This window comes from [Leptolyngbya] sp. PCC 7376 (genome assembly GCF_000316605.1).
Taxonomy (GTDB): Bacteria; Cyanobacteriota; Cyanobacteriia; order Cyanobacteriales; family MRBY01; genus MRBY01.
The window spans coordinates 1,714,054-1,734,935 of record NC_019683.1; the positions used below are offsets into that span (position 1 = coordinate 1,714,054).

The window sequence follows — 20,882 nt, forward strand, 5'->3', positions numbered from 1 at the left end:
CTCTAGATTTTAATAAATGTAATATTCATGGAAGTGACAAAAGTTAAAACAACGCCGGAATTTTTTGTGAGATTTTTCCAGCTAAATATTCAGCGTCGCGGGCAACGCCGGAGAAACGACCGGAACCCCATGTATAGAGCCAAGGTAGGCCGAGGAAATATAAGCCATCTAATTCACTAACACCGCGTTCATGGACTGGCTCACCCAACTCGTCAAATGCGGGCAAATCAACCCAGCCATAGTTGAAGTGAAAACCGGTAGACCAAATGATGGCATCAACATCACTTACGGCAATTGATTGGGAAGGATTTTCAGGTTCCCAAACAGGCTGATATGGCTCTTCTGTTGGTGCGTCTAAATTCTTGGATTCGATATAGTCATCAATATTTTTTTTGATGCGGGCAACTGTAGCATCGGCTTGATCGAGATTGGCTTTTAGATCATCTGCAAAGGTGAATTGCCCATCTTGGATTGTTTCGAGTCGGCCATAGAGATTCATTCCCTCTAGGGCAAACTTACGCAAATCGATTTCGCGACCACCATCCCGGCCAGTGACATAGTGATTGGTTTTGTGGCGCACTTTATCTTTCTGAGGATGCTCATCAATCGGCAAATCGTAATAGCCCATCAGTTCCAGCCATTCCACCACATCTTTGCCGCGATATCGGCGAGGGGCACGGGGCGCACTACCTGTCGCAAGGTGAACAGTTTTGCCTGCGAGGTGAAGATCTTCGGCAATCTGACAGCCCGATTGACCTGTTCCCACAATCAAAATGTTGTCGGGTAAAGATTCTGGATTTTTGTAGTTAACCGAATGGAGTTGTTGGATCGTTTCGGGCAGTTGAGAGGCGATCGCCGGAATTTTTGGCTTATGATATCCTCCCGTCGCAATCACTACTTGGTCAGCGGTATAAACCCCATCACTCGTTGTCACTTCAAAACCAGAGGGCGATCGCTGGGCTAATCGAGTGACGCCAACCCCTTCCCGAATCGGCGGATTAAAAAATGCCACATAGTCTTGGAGATATTGGACAATTTTCTCCTTCTGCATAAAACCTTGGTCATCACCACCAGCGTAGGGAAAACCCGGCAAACGACATTGCCAGTTGGGAGTAACGAGACAAAAAGAATCCCAACGCTGATTTTGCCACGCATGACCAATCTTATTTTTTTCAAAGATAATGTGACGGATATTTTGTTGTTTCAGCAGATAACTAAGCGATAAACCTGCCTGTCCACCACCAACAATAATTACTGAGTAATGACTATCCATAAAACTTTCACTCAACCTATGGGCAATGTCGTTATATTTCGACCTTTCACGCTCAACATTAAAGCCCTAAAAATGAAATTCTTGTGCTTATTGATACAAAATATTCAGGTCTATTCTTATCTACAGCTTCTAACTAAAAAAAGAGTATTTCGTAGTAGCTAATAGCTTCGGCCTATCGATTTAGATAGGTATGCTTTAGATGGTGTTTGTTCCTGTTGATTTAATGCGATTTGACCTTGGAGAGACTATTTATAAAGGAGTTGGGCAATTTTGCTGTGGGGATACAGAGAAAGAATTGCAATAGATTTACTTGTTTAGACCAGGAATTATTACCTATAGAAATATGTTGAAGCCTGTGATTTTGTAGTAAAAAAAGTAATTTGTGATAATTGATACAAGAAAATGAAAAGTTCACTTCTACAGTGAGGTCAAATCGCAACAGAATTTATTTTTTTAGGAATTTAGAATCATGCCAGAGGTACAATTTCCCTCCTACAAAGCTGGTGATTATCTTGTAGATTATGAGGAAAAAGTTTTCCCAGATGTTCAAGCAGAACCTGGTGAAAAAGCACTTGTTACATTTCACACAGTGGCATTTGAAGGGTCTATTGGATTAGTCAATTTGTTGCAAGCAAGTCGTCTCATGAAAAAGGGCTTTGAGACTTCTGTATTGCTCTATGGTCCCGGTGTTACGCTCGGTGTTCAGCGTGGTTTCCCGAAGCTGGGTGATGAGGCTTTCCCTGGTCATATGGCAATGAATAATCGTGTCGAAAAACTGATTGCTGACGGCGCGAAAGTTTATGCTTGCCGCTTTGCATTGCAGGCACTGTACGGTCATGGTGAGCCTTCTCTAATTCCCGGAATTACACCGATCAATCCCCTTGATGTTTTGGATATTGTTCTAATGCACCGTAAAGATGGCGCATTCATTCTTGATACTTGGACGATGTAATTCAGCCTCGCGAAATTGATCGAGGATGCATCTCGACGACGCCCCTACACATACCCAAACGATGTAGGGGTGGTTCGCGAATAATCCTCAGGAGGGATTTGTAAAAAAAATGGCTCTCTTGCATAAGTCTTGAAAGTTCCCCTCTTGGGAGGGGTTAGGGGTGGGTTTCGATAGAGTATGCAGCCCACGGAAACCCCTTCCGCCTTCGGTACCTTCCCCAAGGAAGGACATATTAAATTTCTGATGTTTATTTGGTGGCGGTATTATGCTCGATTACTCTCGAAAGATTCGTGCAGCAGCGGCACAAATTAGTCCTGTTTTATTTAGTCAGGATGGCACAACTGAAAAGGTTCTCGGGGCGATCGCCGAAGCAGCGGCAGAAGGGGTTGAGCTAATCGTTTTCCCGGAAACATTTGTGCCCTATTATCCTTATTTTTCATTTATTGAGCCGCCAGTTTTGATGGGGAAAAGCCATCTAAAACTCTATGAGGAAGCGGTAACTGTACCGGGGAAAGTCACTGAGGCGATCGCCCAAGCCGCAAAAGCCCACAGCATGGTGGTTGTGCTGGGAGTCAACGAACGGGATGGCGGCTCTCTCTACAACACCCAATTAATTTTTGATGCCGACGGACAGCTCATTCTTAAGCGTCGCAAAATTACGCCGACCTACCACGAACGAATGGTTTGGGGACAGGGGGATGGCGCTGGTTTAAAAACTGTGGATTCGGCAGCGGGACGTATAGGAGCTTTGGCCTGTTGGGAGCATTACAATCCCTTGGCGCGCTATGCCCTAATGACTCAGCAAGAACAGATTCATTGTGGTCAATTTCCCGGCTCGATGGTTGGTCAAGTGTTTGCCGATCAGATGGAAGTGACCATGCGCCACCATGCTTTGGAATCGGGTTGCTTTGTCATTAATTCGACCGGTTGGCTAACGCCCGAACAAAAGTTGCAAATCACCGATAACGAAAAGATGCACAAAGCCCTCAGTGGTGGGTGTTATACCGCCATTATTAGCCCTGAAGGTAAGCATCTCTGTGATCCCATTCGTGAGGGTGAAGGATTGGCGATCGCCGAATTAGATTTTTCGTTGATTACGAAGCGCAAACGCATGATGGATTCGGTGGGACATTATGCCCGTCCAGACCTACTGCAATTGCAACTTAACGCTCAGGCTTGGTCAACGATGCAGACATCGGCCGCACCAGTGGTGATGCCAGAAATGCCGCTCACGGAAGAACCCCCCTCTGAAAATGGCACCCAAAAGAAACCTGAATTTAATTTCCAGCCGTTGACCTAGGTCGTGGAATTTTACTTTTCTATTTCGGTTGTTTAACAGAACAAATTTAACCCAACGAATTTAATGCAATGAATAAACAGCGTCTCATTACAGAACTCCAATCCAAGGGTTTGCAACTGGTCGACTCGACAGCCCCAATGGGACGCAAAGGTGGTGCAGGGCCTTCGGATCATCGCGCGGTAACGGTTGATGGTACGACGGTGATGGTTCCCATTTACAACTCAACAGCCCGGCGATCGCCCTACAACCTTGAGCTAAAGCCGACCGCAAAAACCGTTTCCCTCAAGGAAGATGAGACAGACATTGCAGAGGTTTCTTTACCCAGTACACCAAAGTTTTACGATCTCAAAACCGCTGACGGCATTCCCTACAACAAGATTGCCTTACTCCACAGCAAAAATGTTCTGGCGACGACGGTGCAGCAAACCTGTATGCGTTATCGCGATGAATCCACTGTTTGTCAGTTCTGCGCCATTGAAAAATCCCTAGATGCAGGTCAAACGATCGCCCGCAAAACCCCAGAGCAATTAGCGGAAGTTGTAGAAGCCGCAGTCAGACTCGATGGCATTGAACAGGTCATCATGACGACCGGAACTCCTAATTCAGGCGATCGCGGGGCGGCTTATCTCACGAAATGTGCGGCGGCCATCAAAGCGGCAGTTGATATTCCGATTCAGGCGCAATGTGAACCCCCCGATGATTTTGTGTGGTTCGAGAAATTGAAAGCAGCTGGTGTGGATAGTTTGGGGATGCACCTAGAGGCTGTCGAACCAGAAGTTCGCGCCAAAATCATGCCGGGTAAAGCGGAAGTTCCAGTGTCTTATTACTACGAAGCTTACGAAGCAGCCGTGAAAGTTTTCGGTTGGGGACAGGTGAGTACTTATCTTTTAGCGGGTTTGGGAGATAGTTTTGATGCTTTGGTCGAGGCCAGCGAGAAACTTGTAAACATTGGTGTTTATCCCTTTGTTGTGCCGTTTGTGCCGATTTCCAATACGCCCCTCGCCAATCACCCAGCGCCGGATACCGATTTCATGTTTGCGTTATATCAAAAAGTTGGGGCTTTAATTCGTGACTCCAATATTTCTTCCGCCGAGATGAAAGCAGGTTGCGCCAAATGTGGTGCTTGCTCGGCGCTATCAACCTTTGAGAACTAAAAGCTATAAGGCCAAGTCTTCCTTTCGAAGGGGGATTTAGGGGGAGCAAAACTCTTTGGCTTCACTGAAAAACCATAGAAGGAGATTGTATGAAAATGTCTAGAGCACGATATCAATTTGAGTTAGCGCAGTCGGAACAGGAAATCCGAGATTATTTCGCTGTACGCAGAGCAATTTTCTGTGAAGAACAACAGATTTTTTCAGGTCATGATATTGATGACATTGACCAATATGCGTTTCCGATTGTGGCGCTAGATACCGAGATGAACAATCAGGTGGCGGGCATTGTTCGCATCTATGAAAGTGAACCGAATGTTTGGTATGGCGGACGTTTGGGCGTGAGCATGGATTATCGACGGGCTGGCCGTTTAGGCAAAGGCTTGATTTACAAGGCAGTGACCACAGCCCATGGATGGGGATGCACAAAATTTTTGGCGACGGTCCAACTCCAAAATGTGCGCTTCTTTAAACGACAACATTGGCATTCCCTAGAGGAAATCTCTATCTGCGATCGCCCCCACCATTTAATGGAAGCAGATTTAGACTTTTATCCCCCCGCTGAGAATGAGCGACCCCAATTAGACTTGTCGATGTGGCAAGCATCATAGAGTCGGATGGATTTAGGTGAGTTAGTTGCGGAGTTGCGGCAAACCTTAGGCATTCTCCATAAGCGAGATATTCAGGTGGCTTCGCGACAATTTCAAACGCGATTTACCGCTGATAAGCAAGCGATTCGGTTAGGCGATGATAGCGCGGCAATTCCTGATGGTGATGGCTATTTGCTATTGGCTGCAGAAGGAATGTCATCCGATTTAATCGCGATGGATCCTTGGTTTGCGGGTTGGTGCAGTGTCCTCGTAAATGTCAGTGATATCTATGCCATGGGTGGCCGGCCGATCGCCGTGGTGGATGCCCTTTGGAGTCAATCTTCTGACCAAGCCCAACAAATTTGGCAGGGAATGCAGACCGCTTCCGAGCGTTTTAATGTGCCCATTGTCGGCGGTCATACCAATACCCACAGTCAATATGATGCGCTGGGTGTGGCGATTCTCGGTCGCGCCAAATCCTTAATTACTAGCTTTGATGCTCAGGTGGGCGATCGCCTATTACTGGTCACAAACTTTCAAGGAAAACCACGACCCAACCTTCCCTATTGCTGGGATGCTGCGATTATGACCGATTCTGCAACATTGCAAAAACACTGGGATTTATTACCGAAGTTAGCTGAAGCAGGCTTATGTCGAGCAGGAAAAGATGTGAGTATGGGCGGCATTATTGGGACAACTTTGATGTTGCTGGAAACGTCTAATGTTGGTGCAACTTTAGATCTAGACGCTATTCCTTGCCCGGAAGGTTTAGATTTTTTGCAATGGCTGCTCAGTTTTCCAAGTTATGGATTTTTGCTCAGTGTGCATCCCGATAATCTTGAAGCCGTCCGAGTAGAATTTCACAATGCTGGTTTAGTTGCAGAGGCGATCGCCACGATACATCCCGGAAACTCTCTCGCCCTTAAACTAGGCACTGACTCGCAAGAATTTTGGAATCTCAACCAAAACCCCCTCACCGGATTTACAGGAGAAATTTAACTCGTCATTCTAAAAATAATGTTTAGTTGAACCGTCAGATGGTGATCGCCTCTACTCCAAATATTACGAATAGCTCTCATGCTCTTTCATTAAGCTCAGTGTTAAAACAGAAAACAATCATCCGTCCTCGACGCTGCCAATGATGTTTGTCCTTGGGCATAGCTTTGAGTGCATCGGCTTCAGATTTCAATAGAAATTGTATTTCTCCCGGCACAATATTGCAGTCAATAAATTCCCATGAACGATCAATACCAGCAGCTCTTTCAACTTCAAAATCCGTTAAAAGTTCACCGCACTTTACAGAACATCGATGGCGTAGAACTGCTTTTTGCCATGTTGGTGAATAGTGAGGGTGTTTTTCACTATCGGCTCCTAAGCAAGTGGTTTGAAAAAATCTTGGATTATCGACAGTGCCATAATTAAAGCCCAAAAATACTGTGATAACTTGAAATTGACCAGCTAAATCATGGGCAACGAGAAGATTATCACCGTCATTCATAAACCTTCGCCAGGTTGCTTCATCATGGCAAATGACTGGCTGCTGGTCTAACAAAATATATCGCAGTAAATCTTTTGATGGCTCTGACAATACAGTCATAATCAGTTGTAACCGTTAGCATTAACGATAGTAACAAGTATAAACTTCGTCTTTGATAGCCTTGTTGATTATGGGAAGATCGAATGCAAAAAATAATGTGATTCTCATTGGGACGAGAGTGTGATGATTGAACTTCAAGAAGCAAGACAGGTTGCCATTGGTCTTGGTGGAAGGATTACGGATAATAGTGTTGGCTTTATTGCTTGTTTTGCAAATGAAACTACTGCTGAGCAATACCTTATTTTGATCGAGGATTATGAATCATTGGCCGCTGAACAGCAGGATAAATGTGTCGTTACGATTATTGTCGCCAGTTTAATGTAGTGTTGGCCTCTAGGCAGACTGATGTAGTAGACAAAAAATTATTCTGCATCGCATCCATTACCAAGAGGTACCCATTATTACAACAGTGGAAATGGAGACCCTTCAAACTAGTGTTAGATTTAGCATCCCAGCCATCACCCTCAATCGACAGGAGATAGTTCTAACCATGCCCGAAGTTACCTTTGATATCGTTTGGCCTGATGGTTCACAGGAGCAATTTTATTCGCCGTCTACCGTCGTGAATCAATATTTTCAAACTGGCAAAACCTATGAACTCCAAGATTTTGTGCGGCGATCGCAGGAATCATTAAACCTCGCTAGCGAGAGAGTCCGACAACGTTACGGTAGTCCCTGTTCCATGGCGATCGCCCAACTCCGAAAAATTGAAACAAAGGCTGTTCAATTTGACGAGGCGGCGGCACAAGTAAAAATTCTTTAGAAGTTTGGCAGGGCGATTGATTTTTGATTGCACTGGTGACGAGAGTCTCACCGAACCATAAAAAGGTTTATGGTGTAAAAATTGTTCTTGTCTCGAAAAATCTGCATAAGTCACGCAAAATCCTCCGATGAATCTATAGAAGGATTCAAATATTTATCGAGGTAAAATCGTGCATCTCAAATATGATTTATTTTGGCTTTTTGCTGTTTGTCTATTGTTTTCCTCCGCAATTATTTCTCAGAAGCAACAGGTCTTGGACTCTCACTGGGCCTGCTCTATACCCGAGCCAAAAGGGAGTTTCATTTCATTACTTCGCTGAATGCTAAAGCTATTCAAAAAATAAGCAATCAACCGCAGGGCTTTTGGGTACTGCGGTTTTTCCGTGCACTTCATCAAATAATTGCTGCAAACATAAACCTATAGTGTGACTATCGTCTATCTCAAAAGCGTTGGATAGATAAGACTGAGCTGCTTGTCTGTGCCCTGCATCATGGTGAATGGCTGCAAGATGACGCTGGATAGCAGCTTTTGTTTTAGCTTCATCGGTGCAATTTAATGCCTGATTTAAATAATTTAGTGCATTATTTTGGTCACCGCGCATGAGAAATAAATGGCCTAAATCCGCTGTTGCGCGACAAGTGACTTTACTTTGATCTTTCCCAAGGGCGATCGCCTCTTTGTAATAGGTGATCGCTATATTGTGATTGTTCAGATCTTCTTGTGACCTCGCCATGCCATAGGCTGCAAGGGCATGGTAATCAGGATCATTTTTATCTCGCACCATAGAATAAAGCCAAAATGCACTGCGATATTGTCCTAATTCATAAGCTGCAAAAGCTGCTTCATTGAGTTGGACACTAGGCAACAGAGATGCTCCGGTTTTGATGCTAATGGGTAATAGAAAAGTTAATCCACAGGCGATCACCGCACCCTTCATAACATGACGTTTATGAAGACTAAACCAGGCTTGTAGAGGATGGCTGTCGATGAGATTAATGATACGACTTACTTCATTCAGCAAACTAGCCGCACTTTTGATTCGTTTTTCCGGTTGGGGTTGAGTGAGATGTAACAGCAAACGTCGTAAAGACGCTTGGGGAATGAGAGTCTTCCAATCTAAGTTCTCGTATTTTTGGTCGCAGGGATGAATGCCGGATAAAAGGTGCATTATCGTTTGACCCACCCCATACAGATCCGATTGAAAGGTGTACTTGCCGAGACATTGTTCTGGGGCGGCATAACCCGCTGACATAATCCGTGTCATTTGGCGATCGCCTGCTACTTTTTCGAGATAGGTGATCGTACTTCGTCGTGCTGTCCCAAAATCAATTAAGACCAATTCGCCATGGGGAAACCCTTTTTGTTCTCTGACGATGATATTGGCAGGTTTGATATCGCGGTGAATAATATTTTGGTTGTGGATAGTCAGTAAAAGTTGAGCCAGCTGGCGTAACCAATCAATAACTTGTGCCGTTGGCAGTTTGCCAGATTGTTGTAAAAGATTGTCGAGGGATTGCCCCTGAATATGCTCCATTACTAGACAGTGGAGAGATTCTTTGCGGCGCTTGGTGTGGGAGTGAGTAAAAGCTACTTGAAAGTAAGGCTGAGGTTCAACATTAGGCACTGCATAACCCCGTAATTGGCTGAGGATTTCTCCTTCCTGCTGAAAAAGTCGTTCGGCGATCGCCCCCGCATTAGGCCGTAAAATCTTGATCAGTTGCGGATAATCAGCCCCAGTAAAATTTAGACTTTCTACCGTGAAAATTTCGCTATTCGTATCCTCTCCGAAGCCATAGATCGGTTCCCGCAGCAGCAGATTATGAGGCTGAATAACCAAAGGCGTACCGCAAGCAAAACAGTCTTTCTGCTGAAAACCAAATTGATTTTGTCGGTCTGGGCAGCGGGGATTAATGCAGTAACAAGGTATGCCGCTGGTCATGGCATGATCCTCCGAATTTGAGGAAAGGAAGTTTTGTTATAGGCGAACGAGCACCTATCGCATTCAGATGGATGGTACGAGTAAGTTTGCGGATTGACTGAGAAGATTTAGGTTAAACAGTCCGTGGGGTTGGCAGAGGCTTGGGTTTGCCTGGGTCGCTAAGGTGAGTTGATCGAGGTGGAAATTTAGGCGATCATCACTACCACTTTTTTGCCGTAACCCCTTTAAAATTGCGGCGATCACTGGAGGAACTGTTTCTATTGTTTTGGGCATCGTGCCATTAATAATGAGCTGATAATCCCGAAGTAAACGAAGCTCGGCTAGCTCGTAACCCGCGGCGATCGCCACCCATAATTCCTCACAATAACCTTGAACAAACTCCTGCATCAAATAACGGTGAATGGATGGCTTTAACTTCAAAATAGGCAGCTCCGTATTATTGCTTTTATCTAGTAAAAAGCGCCGCTCTAAAGAACGAATTGCATCCCAAACCTGCGTCGGAAATGTGACTTTATCAACAAAATAATCCTGTAACTGCGGTAGATTAATCGGCTGCCCCCAGAGCATGAGCCAGTTTAAAATCTTTTTTTCAAACTCTGTCACAGGCTCAGTCAGCTGGCGCAAAATGTCTCGCAGAGTGTCCCCACCGATAACTGTATTTTGCTGCTGAAACCTAGCAATCGAAGCACCATGCCACTCCCGAATTGCACTACAGAGTAGACGTAAATGAAGGGGGTTACCGTTATAGGTACGGATAAAACCTAGCCAGAGTTCTTGATCTTTAATGTCATATTCCCGCAAAATCTTTTTCGCTTCGTCGTGATTGAGGTCTGGAATTTGGAAATTAACGACTAATTTTTCGGCCACATTAAGCGTTTTCATCGATGGGGTGATTGTGCTGCTCAAAACCATCACTCGGCCAGCAAGAGATCGCTTTGCTAGCTCGTCTAATAATTGAGCATATTGCTGATGTTGCTGCTGATATGTCCCAGATAATTCATCTTCAGCGAAGAGCGATTCCCATTGGTCAAACACCAATAAAACAGGATGCTGCTGCAAGTAATCACATAATGAGGCGATCGCCCCGCTGGAAGAAACTGGAAAATCCCAATAATTGCGAATGGAGGCGATATTTTCTTCAAACTTATCTTGCTCACTCAAGTTGCACCAGACAACTGGAATACGCACAAAGTCTGTCAATAACTGACTCACCAGAGACGTTTTGCCAATTCCCACTGCTCCGTATACAAAAATCAGCGAATGATAATTTTCTTCGATGAGATGCTTAAGTGTAGAAAACGTGGATTCATGGTTATAAAGTTCATCTTTAACAACTGGACAAGGACTACTGTCATATAGTCCAGATTGTTCTGGTTGTCCTTGCGGATCTGTACCCTTATCATCAAGGTTGATTTTCGTGGGTACTGCTAAAATCCCTGTCCGTTCGCTGGGGGTTAGCTGACTATAAGTTTGGTCGAGAACCAGTTTGAGTCGACGAATTCCGACCCGCTGTTCACAACAATCGCTAAGGGTTTTCCAGAGATTTGGCGCGACAACCCGGCCAATATAATGGGATGAAAACCCCTCTATATCAATGTCTTTGAGCTTTTTCCCTGCAAGGGCTTCCGCAAGAATTTTTTGCTCAAGTCCCCCTAAGGCTGGTTTCCCTGATCGTTGACATAGCCAAACGCAAAATTTGAGATAAGTTGTGTTGGTCATAAAACAAGAACAGGGGTGATCAGCAGAGCATACCTTAGTGTTGACAAGTGAGCCTTTGCCAACACTAAGATGCCTTATTGGCAGTGTATCGAGATTTTTCTATGGGTTCTAGACTTATATAGAAAGTTATGAACTATATGAATTTCAAGGTTTTTTCGAGGAAATCGCTTAGAAAACATTCTGAGCATGACTCATGTAAGTATTGGCATATTTCACCGTTAAACCCCCTTAGAGATGTGTCGGCGATCACTGTATAGATTGCAGATACCTATCATTCACATATGTTTTGCTTATATGTATCCTTTGATACATAAGTGTGGAAATGGTGTAAAACTAGGTGTTTTGCTTGGTATTTAGGATGTGGCGAGGGGCTGGGCTGTCTTCTATTAAAAAATCTTTTAGGATCAATATTGTGATCTTGTCAACGGGAAATCTATGGGAATTAGTGCAGCGTTACCTACATTTTTTATTACTTTACGAGAAGGGTTTGAAGCGGCTCTTGTGGTTGGAATTGTGCTTGCTTGTCTCTACAAAGCGGAGCAGCCCCAGTTAAAAAGTTGGGTCTATGGTGGTGTGGCCGCCGGGATCGCGGCAAGTATTCTCGTGGGTTGGGGTTTGTGGGGGATTTTGTCTGGAGTTTCTTCTGGCGATGGGCTTTATACGCCTGTTTTTCGGCAAGTGCTTGAGGGGGGATTCGGGGTGGTGGCGATCGCCATGTTGAGTTGGATGTTGATCTGGATGACCCGCCAGGCAAAATCGCTGAAATCAGATATGGAGGGCGCAATTCAAGCGGCACTCGCTGAAACTGGGACGGCAGGTTGGGCTGTATTTTGGGTGATATTTATTGCTGTACTGCGAGAAGGCTTTGAAACAGTGGTCTTTATCGTGGCGCAATTTCAGTCAGGTTGGCTGATGCCGGGTCTCGGTGCTATTGGCGGTTTGTCCGTGGCAACGATCATGGGGTTTGCTCTCTTTGCTTTGGGTGTACGTATTAATATCAGCGCCTTTTTTCAAATTATGGGTGTGTTTTTGCTGCTGATTATTGCTGGTTTAGTAGTTGGCGTTTTGAAGCATGTTGATGTGGGATTAGCAGCTTTTGCCCATATTCAGACTCAATATCAAGCCTTGTGTATTTCTCCCGCGCCGTCCTGCGTTCTGGGAATTCAGGTTTGGGATGGCTCTAGTTTTTTGCCTGAAACACAGTTTCCCGGCATCGTCCTAAAAACGTTATTTGGCTATCGTCAAACACTTTATCTTGCCCAGGCGATCGCCTATGTTTTGTTTCTCGTGTCCGTCGGAACACTCTACCTGAATAGTTTGGGACTATTCGCTAGATCAAAATCTTAGGGCTTCACCTTTATGAAACATTGAATTTGGTTAAATCCGAATCCAAACTTTAACCGCAACTAAAAACAGCTTGTAAGATCAAACTATCTGAATTGTTAATTACTTAGGGCGTGCGATTTAGAAGCTCATGGTTAGATTTAATAAGTTAGAAAAAAGAGGTATCAACAAGGGCGTACGTCGCGCTCTATTGAACCAAATTCGTCATGGACTAGACATCAAGTTTCCCCAAGACTCGATCCTGCTTTTTTTGGAAATTCAGCGAGTGAGCAGCCTCCATGCGCTCAAAACTGTTGAGGCCAGTATTTATAATGCTAAAACGCCAACCGAGTTGCGTTCAATTTATCAAAATTATCTGTAGGGCCGCTCGTAGAGTATCGCCGCAATGAGCCTTCTCCAAAATATCCATGCTCTCAAAACGTTTATTCGGTCTTTCCATCCGATTATTGTCATGGAAACTGTTGAAGAAGAACGGGTTGCAGACCTTCTGAAAGCGGTAACAAAGGAGCTGAAAACACCGTTGTTTGAATGGACGACAAATCTTGGTCTAGCGACGACTCCTGGCACAAAATATGCACCCCGCACTAATGAATATGCCCGCCCATCGGTTAATCAAGCAGTGCCTTTTGAAAATACAGTCGAGGCTCTCGATGCACTGAAATATATTCGAGGTATGGAGCGAGCCGGAATTTTTTGGTTAAAAGATTTTTCGTCTGATCTCGATGATCCAAAGGTTTTGCGAGAGTTGCGAGATTTAGCCGATGCCTATAGTTTGATGGGCTCAGCATTTGTTCTGACGGGGGAATCGATTACTCTCCCGAAAAGTATTGCTCACGATGCGGTGTATTTTGAGCTCGGGTTACCGGATGAGGATGAACTCTATCAAACGCTCTCGGAAATGATGCGGGAACTGAAGCATCGTTATCGGCTCAAAATTAGTTTGCAGGGTGAAGATCTGAATGATTTTGTCCATGCGCTCTCAGGGATGACGCTCAAACAGGCTCGGCAGGCGATCGCCTATGCTGCGTTAATTGATGGCGAGTTGAATCGCGACGACATTTTGAAAGTGATTCACCGTAAAGCGCAAATCCTTAAGGAAGAATCGCTCTTGGAGCTGTACCCTGTCGAAGAAAATAAAGCGATGCTCGGCGGTTTTGTCGGGTTAAAGCGGTGGCTCAATCAGGCAAAAGTGGGCTTTAGTGCAGCGGCGCGGGAAGTGAATTTACCATCACCGAAAGGCATTTTGATTGTGGGGGTACAGGGTTGCGGTAAGTCTCTGGCGGCGAAAACAATTGCGCAACAGTGGCATTTACCCTTGCTAAAACTAGACGCAGGACGACTTTATAACAAGTATGTAGGCGAGTCAGAAAAGAATTTTCGGCAGGCGATTAAGCTCGCAGAATCGATGGCACCTACGGTGTTGTGGATTGATGAAATAGAAAAAAGTTTTGGCGGTGGCAGTGATGGAGATGGTGGTTTAAGTTTGCGCTTATTCGGCTCGTTTTTGACGTGGCTCCAGGAAAAATCCCAAGAGGTTTTTGTTGTGGCGACGGCGAATGATTTGTTGCAATTGCCGCCAGAACTTTTGCGTAAAGGACGTTTCGATGAAATCTTTTTTGTGGATTTACCCAATACCCAAGAACGGGCAGCTATTTTTACGATTCACCTGAAACGCCACCACCAAGACATAAAAAGTTTTGATCTAAAGGCCCTAGTCACGGCAGCAAGAGGGTTTAGTGGCGCAGAAATTGAACAGGCGATCATCGCAGGATTGTATCAATCTCTCTATGAGCAAAAAAAGCTGGAGACAGGCAGTCTCATTCAGCAAATTAAAAATACAGTTCCCCTTTCTGTTTCGCGGAAAGAAGATGTGGAAAAATTGCGGGCGATCGCCTCAGAACGATTTGTGTCAGCACGCTAAAATTCGAGAATGCGTATTTACGGAAATCGACAAATTAAAACCCTTGCGGGGGAGCTAACCCGTCCCACTTTGGCGAAAGTGCGGGAAGCGATTTTTAATATTTGGCAAGGGCAGGTGCAGGGCTGCCGATGGCTCGATCTTTGTGCTGGTTCTGGGTCGATGGGGGCAGAGGCTTTATGTCGTGGTGCAGTGCAAGCAGTCGGTATCGAAAAAAATCCCCGTGCCTGTCGCATCATTAATGAAAATTGGGAGAAAGTAGCGAAGGACGATCAAACTTTCCAGGTGCTAAAAGGTGACGTTCTAAAACGAATGGAATCTCTGGGTGGCGATCGCTTCGATTTGATTTATTTTGATCCGCCGTATGCAGCTAAGTTTTATCAACCTGTGCTCGAAAAAGTGATCGCCTTAGACTTACTAAACTCGAATGGCGAAATGGCTGTGGAATATGACCCAAAACTTTGGCAGCCCATCGAACTAGAAGGATTAGAAAAGTTTAAAGATAAAAATTATGGTAAGACGGCGATCGCCTTTTACCAGTTATCAGAAAACGAAAAATAGAGGATATATAAACTAGCGAATGAAATGGATTGATGGTTGGTATCCAGTAATTCTCGACCGTGGACTTTTACCCCATGTACCGCAGTTGGTTGAGCATCGTAATGGCGAATTTTGTGTTGCACTAGATTTGGAACCGGGCTTTATTGCAGAAGCTTGTGCCCATGGCTATATGCCTATGGGAGAAATCGCCCAGGATAGACCCATTCTCTTAATTAAATCCCATCAAAAACGGTGTATTTTAGACTTTGAAAATCTACATATTTCGCGCAAAATTAAACGTTATGCTCGCACATTAACATTTCATATTGATCGAAATTTTTCAGAGTGTTTAAATCGTGTTGTCATCCACTACCATCCCGATACTTGGCTTATTAAACCGTTATGTGACGCGTTAATTTCTCTCCACAAAAATCCAATGGTAGGAGTCTCTTTTCACTCCATCGAAATTTATGATGGCGATAATTTTGTTGCTGGCGAAATCGGCTATACAACAGGGGCAATTTATACGAGTCTTGCTGGTTTTCATTCTCAAAATGGTTCGGGTTCTGTGCAGCTAGCTGTATTAGGCTTAATTCTTGCAGAAAGTGAATTTGCCTTTTGGGATTTGGGAATGCCGATACCCTACAAAGAATCGTTGGGAGCGATTGTCATTAATCGTGAGACTTTTTTAAAGCGTTGGAAAACTGACGGCGATCGCCCCACACCAACTTGGTCAGCTTTAACATTAGATACTGATGAAATCCTGCAAAAGCTAAAACGCAATAAAAGATAAAAAGTTACGGTTCAAGATATTGTTTTTGTTCGAGAAAAAAGTGCTTTACACAAACAGGAAAGCTGCTAAATCATGAATCGTCCAGTAAAACTATCTCTCGATATTCTCATGGGATCTGTCGTTCCGATTCTGATTCTGAATAATTTAAACAGTCAGCTTGGAGCGGTAACCACATATATTGTCGCTGCACTTGTTTCTGTTCTTTGGGTCTTTATCGATCTGTTGTTTATCACTAAGCGATTTAATTTTATTACTAGCTATGTTGGGGTGTTTGCAATTGGACGAGGCGTATTAGCATTTTGGTTTGTCGATGGTATTTTGTTTGCTCTCAAAGATACCCTCGCTGCGATATTTACTGCCTTGGTATTTGGAGTATCCATTATCATCCACAAGCCCATTATTTATTATTTTGTAGTGCAAGGTCTTAATCCAACATCGCCACAGCAAGAAGCATTCTTGAAAAAGCTTCTTGACGAGCCAGGTGTCTATCGTGCTCTGGTCAAAGGAACCAAAATAGTTCTGCTCATTACTTTATTTACAGGAGCTGCAAACTTTGTTCTGAATCTCCAGATGGTTGTCGCTGACTTTGGGACGACGATTTTTAATCAACAAGTTGCTAGGGTTAATGCTATTACCCGAATTGCGCTAACAATACCGGAATTTATAGGCATTGGGATAGCTGCTGTGGGTATCCGGCAAGCAATTTTGCACTATCTTCCTGAAGAAGATGACGAAGCACAAGATGATAGCGATTTTTGGACGCTTTTAGAACTACGCGAAGCCCAGAAGCTGGATTAGAGTCTCCTATGATTGGAACTTTAACCTTTACTGATTTTTCTAATATCATAAATATCTCCTCGTTAATTGCTGTAAGGTCGGCGATCGCTCAACAGTTTTATTATTAGCTTCCGAATTAGAAACTGATGCAATTGCAAAAACTCTAAGGCAATAAAAGATAGTCTAATTTGAACTTTTGTGAGATTGCAAAATGATGATTGAAGGAAGCCAGCTCGAACCTCATTGTTATGTCGAGCGCTACCCTGAGCTGTTTGCGAAGCTTAAAGCAGCAGGGTGGACTGGTAAGCGTTTGCAGGGCCACCACAAATCCGCGTGGGTAAGAGAGGCTTCTTTATTTATTTTGCATCCAAGTGCCTTTGATTTTTTATTGCAGTTTGAAGGGTTAATGATTGAAGCCCCGAGTCATATTAGTGAGCAAAGTCAGCATATCAATCGCATTCGGTTTTACCCAGATCTAGCTTTTGCCTCAATGAAAACGAGCGCTGCCGACTATGAGCTGGATATTGAGGAGATTCTCGGAGACCAAGAGGTTTTTCCTGTGGCAGAAGCGAATGGCAAAGTTTTGTTTATTACGCTGTCGTGTCGTGCTGCGTTTATCGACCAATCTCTTTGTGGTTATCTACGCGCCTCAAATCCATTTGTTTTGCTCAATACGGTTTTGTTTGAAACAGATGGTGATGGCATGGTCGAAAGGGAAGTTGTTCCTATGGGCGATCGCGTTACTGGTCGTCCGATGTGGTGAACTTTATATTTGGTCCAATAGTGCAAAATAAAGACCATTATTTATTTATTGTGACTACACCGTTAATGACTTCTTCCCGTTTTACTGATGCTGAGCGTCTTGAATCCCTAAAAGTGGCGATCGCCGGAGGAGTTTGTGCGGGAGCAATTAGTTTGGGGATTTTGGTGGTCAATCGGATTTTTGTATTTGGTTTTGAGGTGATCGCCCTGACTTTGGCTTCTGGGATGGCCACATTGACTTTGCTCGTGAATGCAGGCATTGCCGGACTATCGGGCGCATTATTCGCTTTGGTTTATCGCTATGCCATTCGCCAAGATAAAAATCCTCAATTGAATATGGGTGTTGTGCTGGCGTTTACTTTAGTGCGAGGTTTAGCGTTGGTGGATGCTGGCTCGGCGATCGCCCAAAATGGTTGGCCATTTTTATCAGCTTGTGGGGAAAGTTTAGTGATTTTTGGGCTGACGGCGTTGGTCTTAAACTTTGCGCTTCAACAGCAATGGCTCAAAACGTTTGGAGATTAGAGGCGATCGCCACTTTGCCAAATCCCTTGAAAATCTGGATAGGACAAATCCTTCGACCATTCCCAAAGAATTTTGTAACAGGTTCTTTTACTAGGAGCTTGAGTTGCGGAGTTGAGATAGATCTCACGGACTTGAGGCAAGACTTCCCGTAGGTGATTGCCTTCCACTATTTTTGCAAGGGTTTCGATAATCAGACGTAATGTTGTTTTGCAGCGGGCGATCGCCAATCCTTCGATTAATGTCGGAATGATGATTGGATGGGAAGGGTTGAAATTTGCCAGTTTTGTGATGTGATAAATGCGTTTGTGGAGCGGTAAATCTTGATCTAGCTTTTTCAAAATTGTTGCAGTTGCTAATTCCACTTCGCGCGGTGTTTTTTGTCGGGATTTGCGAGTGGTTTTAGCTGGAGTTTTGGATGCTTGTTGCGTTGGAATTAAGGGATTATCCGGCGCAATTTTAGACAATGTATCGAGAATATTACTGCGCTGAGATTTTTCCGTAGCTTGTTTGAAAAGAGTTTCGAGGGTGGTGATCGCCAAGGGATGGGCTGGGTAAAGTCTTCCTAGGCGCAAGGCTGCTTTGCGTAGGGTACTCGTTTTGCTTTCAGTTTGCAGGATCTGAGTTAGCGTCTGAAGCAAGATTTTATTTGTCGGATCAATTAGCCCCAAACTTCGACAGAGATTTAGTTTCATGTCAGGGTGACTATCTTCTGCTAAAAGCTTTTCGAGGATGGTGATCGCCCTTTTATTACCGGGATCATGATTTTTTCCGAGACTATGAGCAGCCAGCCATTGATCAAAGGGATTGTTGGTTTGCTCTAAAAAGTTTTCTAGCGCGGGGATAGTGAGTTGGCGATCGCTCCGGGATAAGGCAATGCCTGCTTGGTTGATAATTGGTGGCGGTAAAGAAATACCATCTTTGGGAGTCTCAAAACGCCATTGAATTAATTGATTGATAACAGTTTTGGCCTCGGAAAAATCAGGAAATTCTGCCAAGCCTTTGCCGACCATACAAGTTGCCCACAAACTATAAAAACCGCCGCAATTATCTTGCCATTGCCACAAAGTTTGTAAAAAAGCTTCTTTCTCTGTGTTAGCAATATCTTCTCGGCCTAACCACAGCAAAATGATTTCTTGCCAGCCATATTCAAAAGCTGGATAGCGGGTTTCTTCACTTTGCTGGAATGCCACTAAATCTTGCCATTGGGCGATCGCTGTAGCCGCGAAATACTCCTGAAAAGTTTGGTGATAAAAACCATAAATTTTTTCGCTGGTTTCTTCTGATTTTCCGACGACATCTAGCCAACCTAATTGCAAAGTTACTGTTAGTAGATCTGGGTCGAAAGCATCAAAAATATTTTCTACTTCCCGTTGCCGAAATCGAAATTGCTGTAGAGCATTCTGCAAACCTTGTAAGGCTAACTGACCTAGAGCTTTGTTTATGGTTTGTCGTTGTGTGCGGGTTGTCGGAAAAGCATCCTGTTTCCACTCATAAAAAGCATCTACAAATTGTCGATACAAAATAGCTTTAGTTGTAGGCAGTTTGCCTTGGGTCAACTGCCAAGTGCGGCACAACAACGTCAGGTACAGAGGATGACGCACCACAGCATGGATGCGGTTATTCACCCGACGATTCAGCTCAAAAATGAGGCGATCGCCCAAAGATGAATGTTGCTGAAACCATTGCTGAATAAAATTTTCCAGTTGCTGATTATCTGACCCAAAACTTTGGCAACGATAGGTCGTGAAATAGGCCAACGGATTTTTGCCCGATTTCCAAACCGTACTGCGACAAGTCAAAACCACATGGGCATTGCCAAGCCAACTTTCTACAGAATGGGCGAGAGTGGTGGCCGCGCGACTGGATGGATCACCCATTTCATCTAAGGCATCCAATAAAAACCAGACTTTACCTTGTTCGATTAAACTCGCAAATTCGTTAATTGTTTCAGAGGCGATCGCAAACTGTTTGAGAGCTTGTCTGAGCCAAGTGGAGGTGATGTAATCTTCCAGCGATCGCCCATCGAGATCTGCCAGTGAAATCCAAACTGGTAAACAAGTTTTTGTGTTGCCGAGATGTAATGCCAATTGCTGTAAAAACGTTGTTTTGCCAGTTCCCGGTTCCCCAACAATAGCTAATCGATTAGGTTGCTCCCTATCAATATGATTTTGAAAAAATAGCTCTGGCGTATAACTCGGCAAATCTGCATCACTATCCGAATTTTCATCCACTCCATCATTAGCAACCACACCCAACGGCACATATAAATCCCCCAGCTCAAAGACCATGCCATCACTAGCAGTTAGGGGATTGCTCGTTAAACGAGTATTGAGAGCATTGCGACAAATCGATGGCCAATCATGCTTTGTTTTTAGCTCAACTTTTGCCGCTTTTTGTTGTTTTTGTTGCGTTGAAATCTCACCATTCCCACCAGATCGACAACTTTCCCATGCTTGCTCAAAACAATCTATGTTGTAATCCCTCTCCCAGCGATCGCCCCAAAAAGTCAAAGTAAAATGCCAATTTTCGGAACCGCGAGTAATGGTGCGATTGTCCTCAAGAATCTCTAGAAAACCAGTAAAACTTTTCAGAGCCGTTTTAATTTGCGGCAAAGTCAGTGGTGCATCCGGCGTCGCTAACCGCGATAACGTTTGGAGATAGCGTAATTTTGTTCGAATAACTAACCGTTCCGAAGATTGCCATTGCGCTTCAATTTGATCCCGCAACCGATCAACCTGACTTTCATCCGCGTCCAAAGAATCATTAGCAAAATCTAACAGCGCAAACAATAGCGACTGCGATCGCCTCTTCGGTACAGCTCCATAACTTTGCTTCGGCATATTCTTCAGTTTGGCATAAAGTTTCGGCGGCGATCGCCCTCCTTTTTAGATTCAGTAGACTGGGAATAAACATAATCTCTGGCCGAACTGAGCAAAGATAAA

20 protein-coding genes are annotated in these 20,882 nt (G+C 44.3%); 14 read left to right on the forward strand and 6 right to left on the reverse strand.

What is annotated here, in order from left to right; genetic code table 11:
- Positions 1–43: 43 nt before the first annotated feature.
- Entirely contained in the window at positions 44–1,273 is a 1,230-nt protein-coding gene (locus tag LEPTO7376_RS07645) for an MSMEG_0569 family flavin-dependent oxidoreductase (protein WP_015133632.1), read from the reverse strand.
- A 469-nt stretch (positions 1,274–1,742) separates the two neighbouring features.
- Between LEPTO7376_RS07645 and LEPTO7376_RS07650 the strand changes: the two genes are divergently transcribed.
- The 5 genes from LEPTO7376_RS07650 (at position 1,743) to LEPTO7376_RS07670 (ending at position 6,265) form a co-directional block, all read left to right on the forward strand.
- A complete protein-coding gene (locus tag LEPTO7376_RS07650; RefSeq protein ID WP_015133633.1) occupies positions 1,743–2,225 on the forward strand; it encodes an MSMEG_0572/Sll0783 family nitrogen starvation response protein in 483 nt (160 codons plus the stop codon).
- Between the two features lie 265 nt (positions 2,226–2,490).
- Positions 2,491–3,525, forward strand: coding sequence for a Nit6803 family nitrilase (locus LEPTO7376_RS07655; protein ID WP_015133634.1), 1,035 nt, complete (start codon positions 2,491–2,493; stop codon positions 3,523–3,525).
- Positions 3,526–3,593: 68 nt separating this feature from the next.
- On the forward strand, positions 3,594–4,679 hold the full coding sequence (locus LEPTO7376_RS07660) for an MSMEG_0568 family radical SAM protein (RefSeq protein ID WP_015133635.1): 1,086 nt from the start codon (positions 3,594–3,596) through the stop codon (positions 4,677–4,679).
- Positions 4,680–4,774: 95 nt separating this feature from the next.
- Positions 4,775–5,287: an MSMEG_0567/Sll0786 family nitrogen starvation N-acetyltransferase gene (locus tag LEPTO7376_RS07665; protein WP_041765266.1), complete on the forward strand. Its 513-nt coding sequence runs from the start codon at positions 4,775–4,777 to the stop codon at positions 5,285–5,287.
- A 6-nt stretch (positions 5,288–5,293) separates the two neighbouring features.
- Positions 5,294–6,265 carry a sll0787 family AIR synthase-like protein gene (locus tag LEPTO7376_RS07670; RefSeq protein WP_015133637.1) on the forward strand — a complete coding sequence of 324 codons (972 nt, stop codon included), beginning with the start codon at positions 5,294–5,296 and terminating at the stop codon, positions 6,263–6,265.
- A 76-nt stretch (positions 6,266–6,341) separates the two neighbouring features.
- Here the strand turns inward: LEPTO7376_RS07670 and LEPTO7376_RS07675 are convergent, their stop codons facing one another.
- Positions 6,342–6,863 (reverse strand): hypothetical protein, encoded by a 522-nt coding sequence (locus LEPTO7376_RS07675; RefSeq protein WP_015133638.1) that lies wholly within the window; start codon positions 6,861–6,863, stop codon positions 6,342–6,344.
- A 123-nt stretch (positions 6,864–6,986) separates the two neighbouring features.
- On the opposite strand from LEPTO7376_RS07675, the gene LEPTO7376_RS07680 reads away from it, so the two are divergent.
- Both LEPTO7376_RS07680 and LEPTO7376_RS07685 read left to right on the forward strand, forming a co-directional pair.
- The gene (locus LEPTO7376_RS07680; RefSeq protein WP_015133639.1) at positions 6,987–7,187 is read left to right on the forward strand and encodes a hypothetical protein; all 201 of its coding nucleotides are present in this window, start codon (positions 6,987–6,989) and stop codon (positions 7,185–7,187) included.
- Positions 7,188–7,353: 166 nt separating this feature from the next.
- Entirely contained in the window at positions 7,354–7,626 is a 273-nt protein-coding gene (locus LEPTO7376_RS07685; protein WP_015133640.1) for an MSMEG_0570 family nitrogen starvation response protein, read from the forward strand.
- Between the two features lie 328 nt (positions 7,627–7,954).
- On the opposite strand, the gene LEPTO7376_RS23350 is transcribed toward LEPTO7376_RS07685, so the two are convergent.
- Both LEPTO7376_RS23350 and LEPTO7376_RS07695 read right to left on the reverse strand, forming a co-directional pair.
- A complete protein-coding gene (locus LEPTO7376_RS23350; RefSeq protein ID WP_015133641.1) occupies positions 7,955–9,565 on the reverse strand; it encodes a serine/threonine-protein kinase in 1,611 nt (536 codons plus the stop codon).
- Between the two features lie 63 nt (positions 9,566–9,628).
- The gene (locus LEPTO7376_RS07695; protein ID WP_015133642.1) at positions 9,629–11,284 is read right to left on the reverse strand and encodes an AAA family ATPase; all 1,656 of its coding nucleotides are present in this window, start codon (positions 11,282–11,284) and stop codon (positions 9,629–9,631) included.
- Between the two features lie 435 nt (positions 11,285–11,719).
- On the opposite strand from LEPTO7376_RS07695, the gene LEPTO7376_RS07700 reads away from it, so the two are divergent.
- The 7 genes from LEPTO7376_RS07700 (at position 11,720) to LEPTO7376_RS07735 (ending at position 17,940) form a co-directional block, all read left to right on the forward strand.
- Positions 11,720–12,631: an FTR1 family protein gene (locus tag LEPTO7376_RS07700; protein WP_015133643.1), complete on the forward strand. Its 912-nt coding sequence runs from the start codon at positions 11,720–11,722 to the stop codon at positions 12,629–12,631.
- A gap of 382 nt (positions 12,632–13,013) precedes the next feature.
- Positions 13,014–14,549 (forward strand): AAA family ATPase, encoded by a 1,536-nt coding sequence (locus tag LEPTO7376_RS07710; RefSeq protein WP_015133645.1) that lies wholly within the window; start codon positions 13,014–13,016, stop codon positions 14,547–14,549.
- Between the two features lie 9 nt (positions 14,550–14,558).
- Positions 14,559–15,107, forward strand: coding sequence for a 16S rRNA (guanine(966)-N(2))-methyltransferase RsmD (gene rsmD, locus LEPTO7376_RS07715; protein WP_015133646.1), 549 nt, complete (start codon positions 14,559–14,561; stop codon positions 15,105–15,107).
- Positions 15,108–15,126: 19 nt separating this feature from the next.
- Positions 15,127–15,879 (forward strand): leucyl/phenylalanyl-tRNA--protein transferase, encoded by a 753-nt coding sequence (locus tag LEPTO7376_RS23355; protein WP_015133647.1) that lies wholly within the window; start codon positions 15,127–15,129, stop codon positions 15,877–15,879.
- Positions 15,880–15,951: 72 nt separating this feature from the next.
- Positions 15,952–16,677, forward strand: coding sequence for a VC0807 family protein (locus tag LEPTO7376_RS07725; RefSeq protein WP_015133648.1), 726 nt, complete (start codon positions 15,952–15,954; stop codon positions 16,675–16,677).
- Between the two features lie 190 nt (positions 16,678–16,867).
- Positions 16,868–17,419 carry an SUKH-3 domain-containing protein gene (locus tag LEPTO7376_RS07730; RefSeq protein WP_015133649.1) on the forward strand — a complete coding sequence of 184 codons (552 nt, stop codon included), beginning with the start codon at positions 16,868–16,870 and terminating at the stop codon, positions 17,417–17,419.
- A gap of 65 nt (positions 17,420–17,484) precedes the next feature.
- Positions 17,485–17,940 (forward strand): hypothetical protein, encoded by a 456-nt coding sequence (locus LEPTO7376_RS07735; RefSeq protein ID WP_015133650.1) that lies wholly within the window; start codon positions 17,485–17,487, stop codon positions 17,938–17,940.
- On the opposite strand, the gene LEPTO7376_RS07740 is transcribed toward LEPTO7376_RS07735, so the two are convergent.
- Both LEPTO7376_RS07740 and LEPTO7376_RS27405 read right to left on the reverse strand, forming a co-directional pair.
- A complete protein-coding gene (locus tag LEPTO7376_RS07740) occupies positions 17,937–20,729 on the reverse strand; it encodes an NACHT domain-containing protein (protein ID WP_225901186.1) in 2,793 nt (930 codons plus the stop codon). The genes LEPTO7376_RS07735 and LEPTO7376_RS07740 overlap by 4 nt on opposite strands.
- A complete protein-coding gene (locus tag LEPTO7376_RS27405; RefSeq protein WP_225901187.1) occupies positions 20,704–20,853 on the reverse strand; it encodes a hypothetical protein in 150 nt (49 codons plus the stop codon). The genes LEPTO7376_RS07740 and LEPTO7376_RS27405 overlap by 26 nt, the downstream gene beginning before the upstream one ends.
- Between the last annotated feature and the right edge of the window lie 29 nt (positions 20,854–20,882).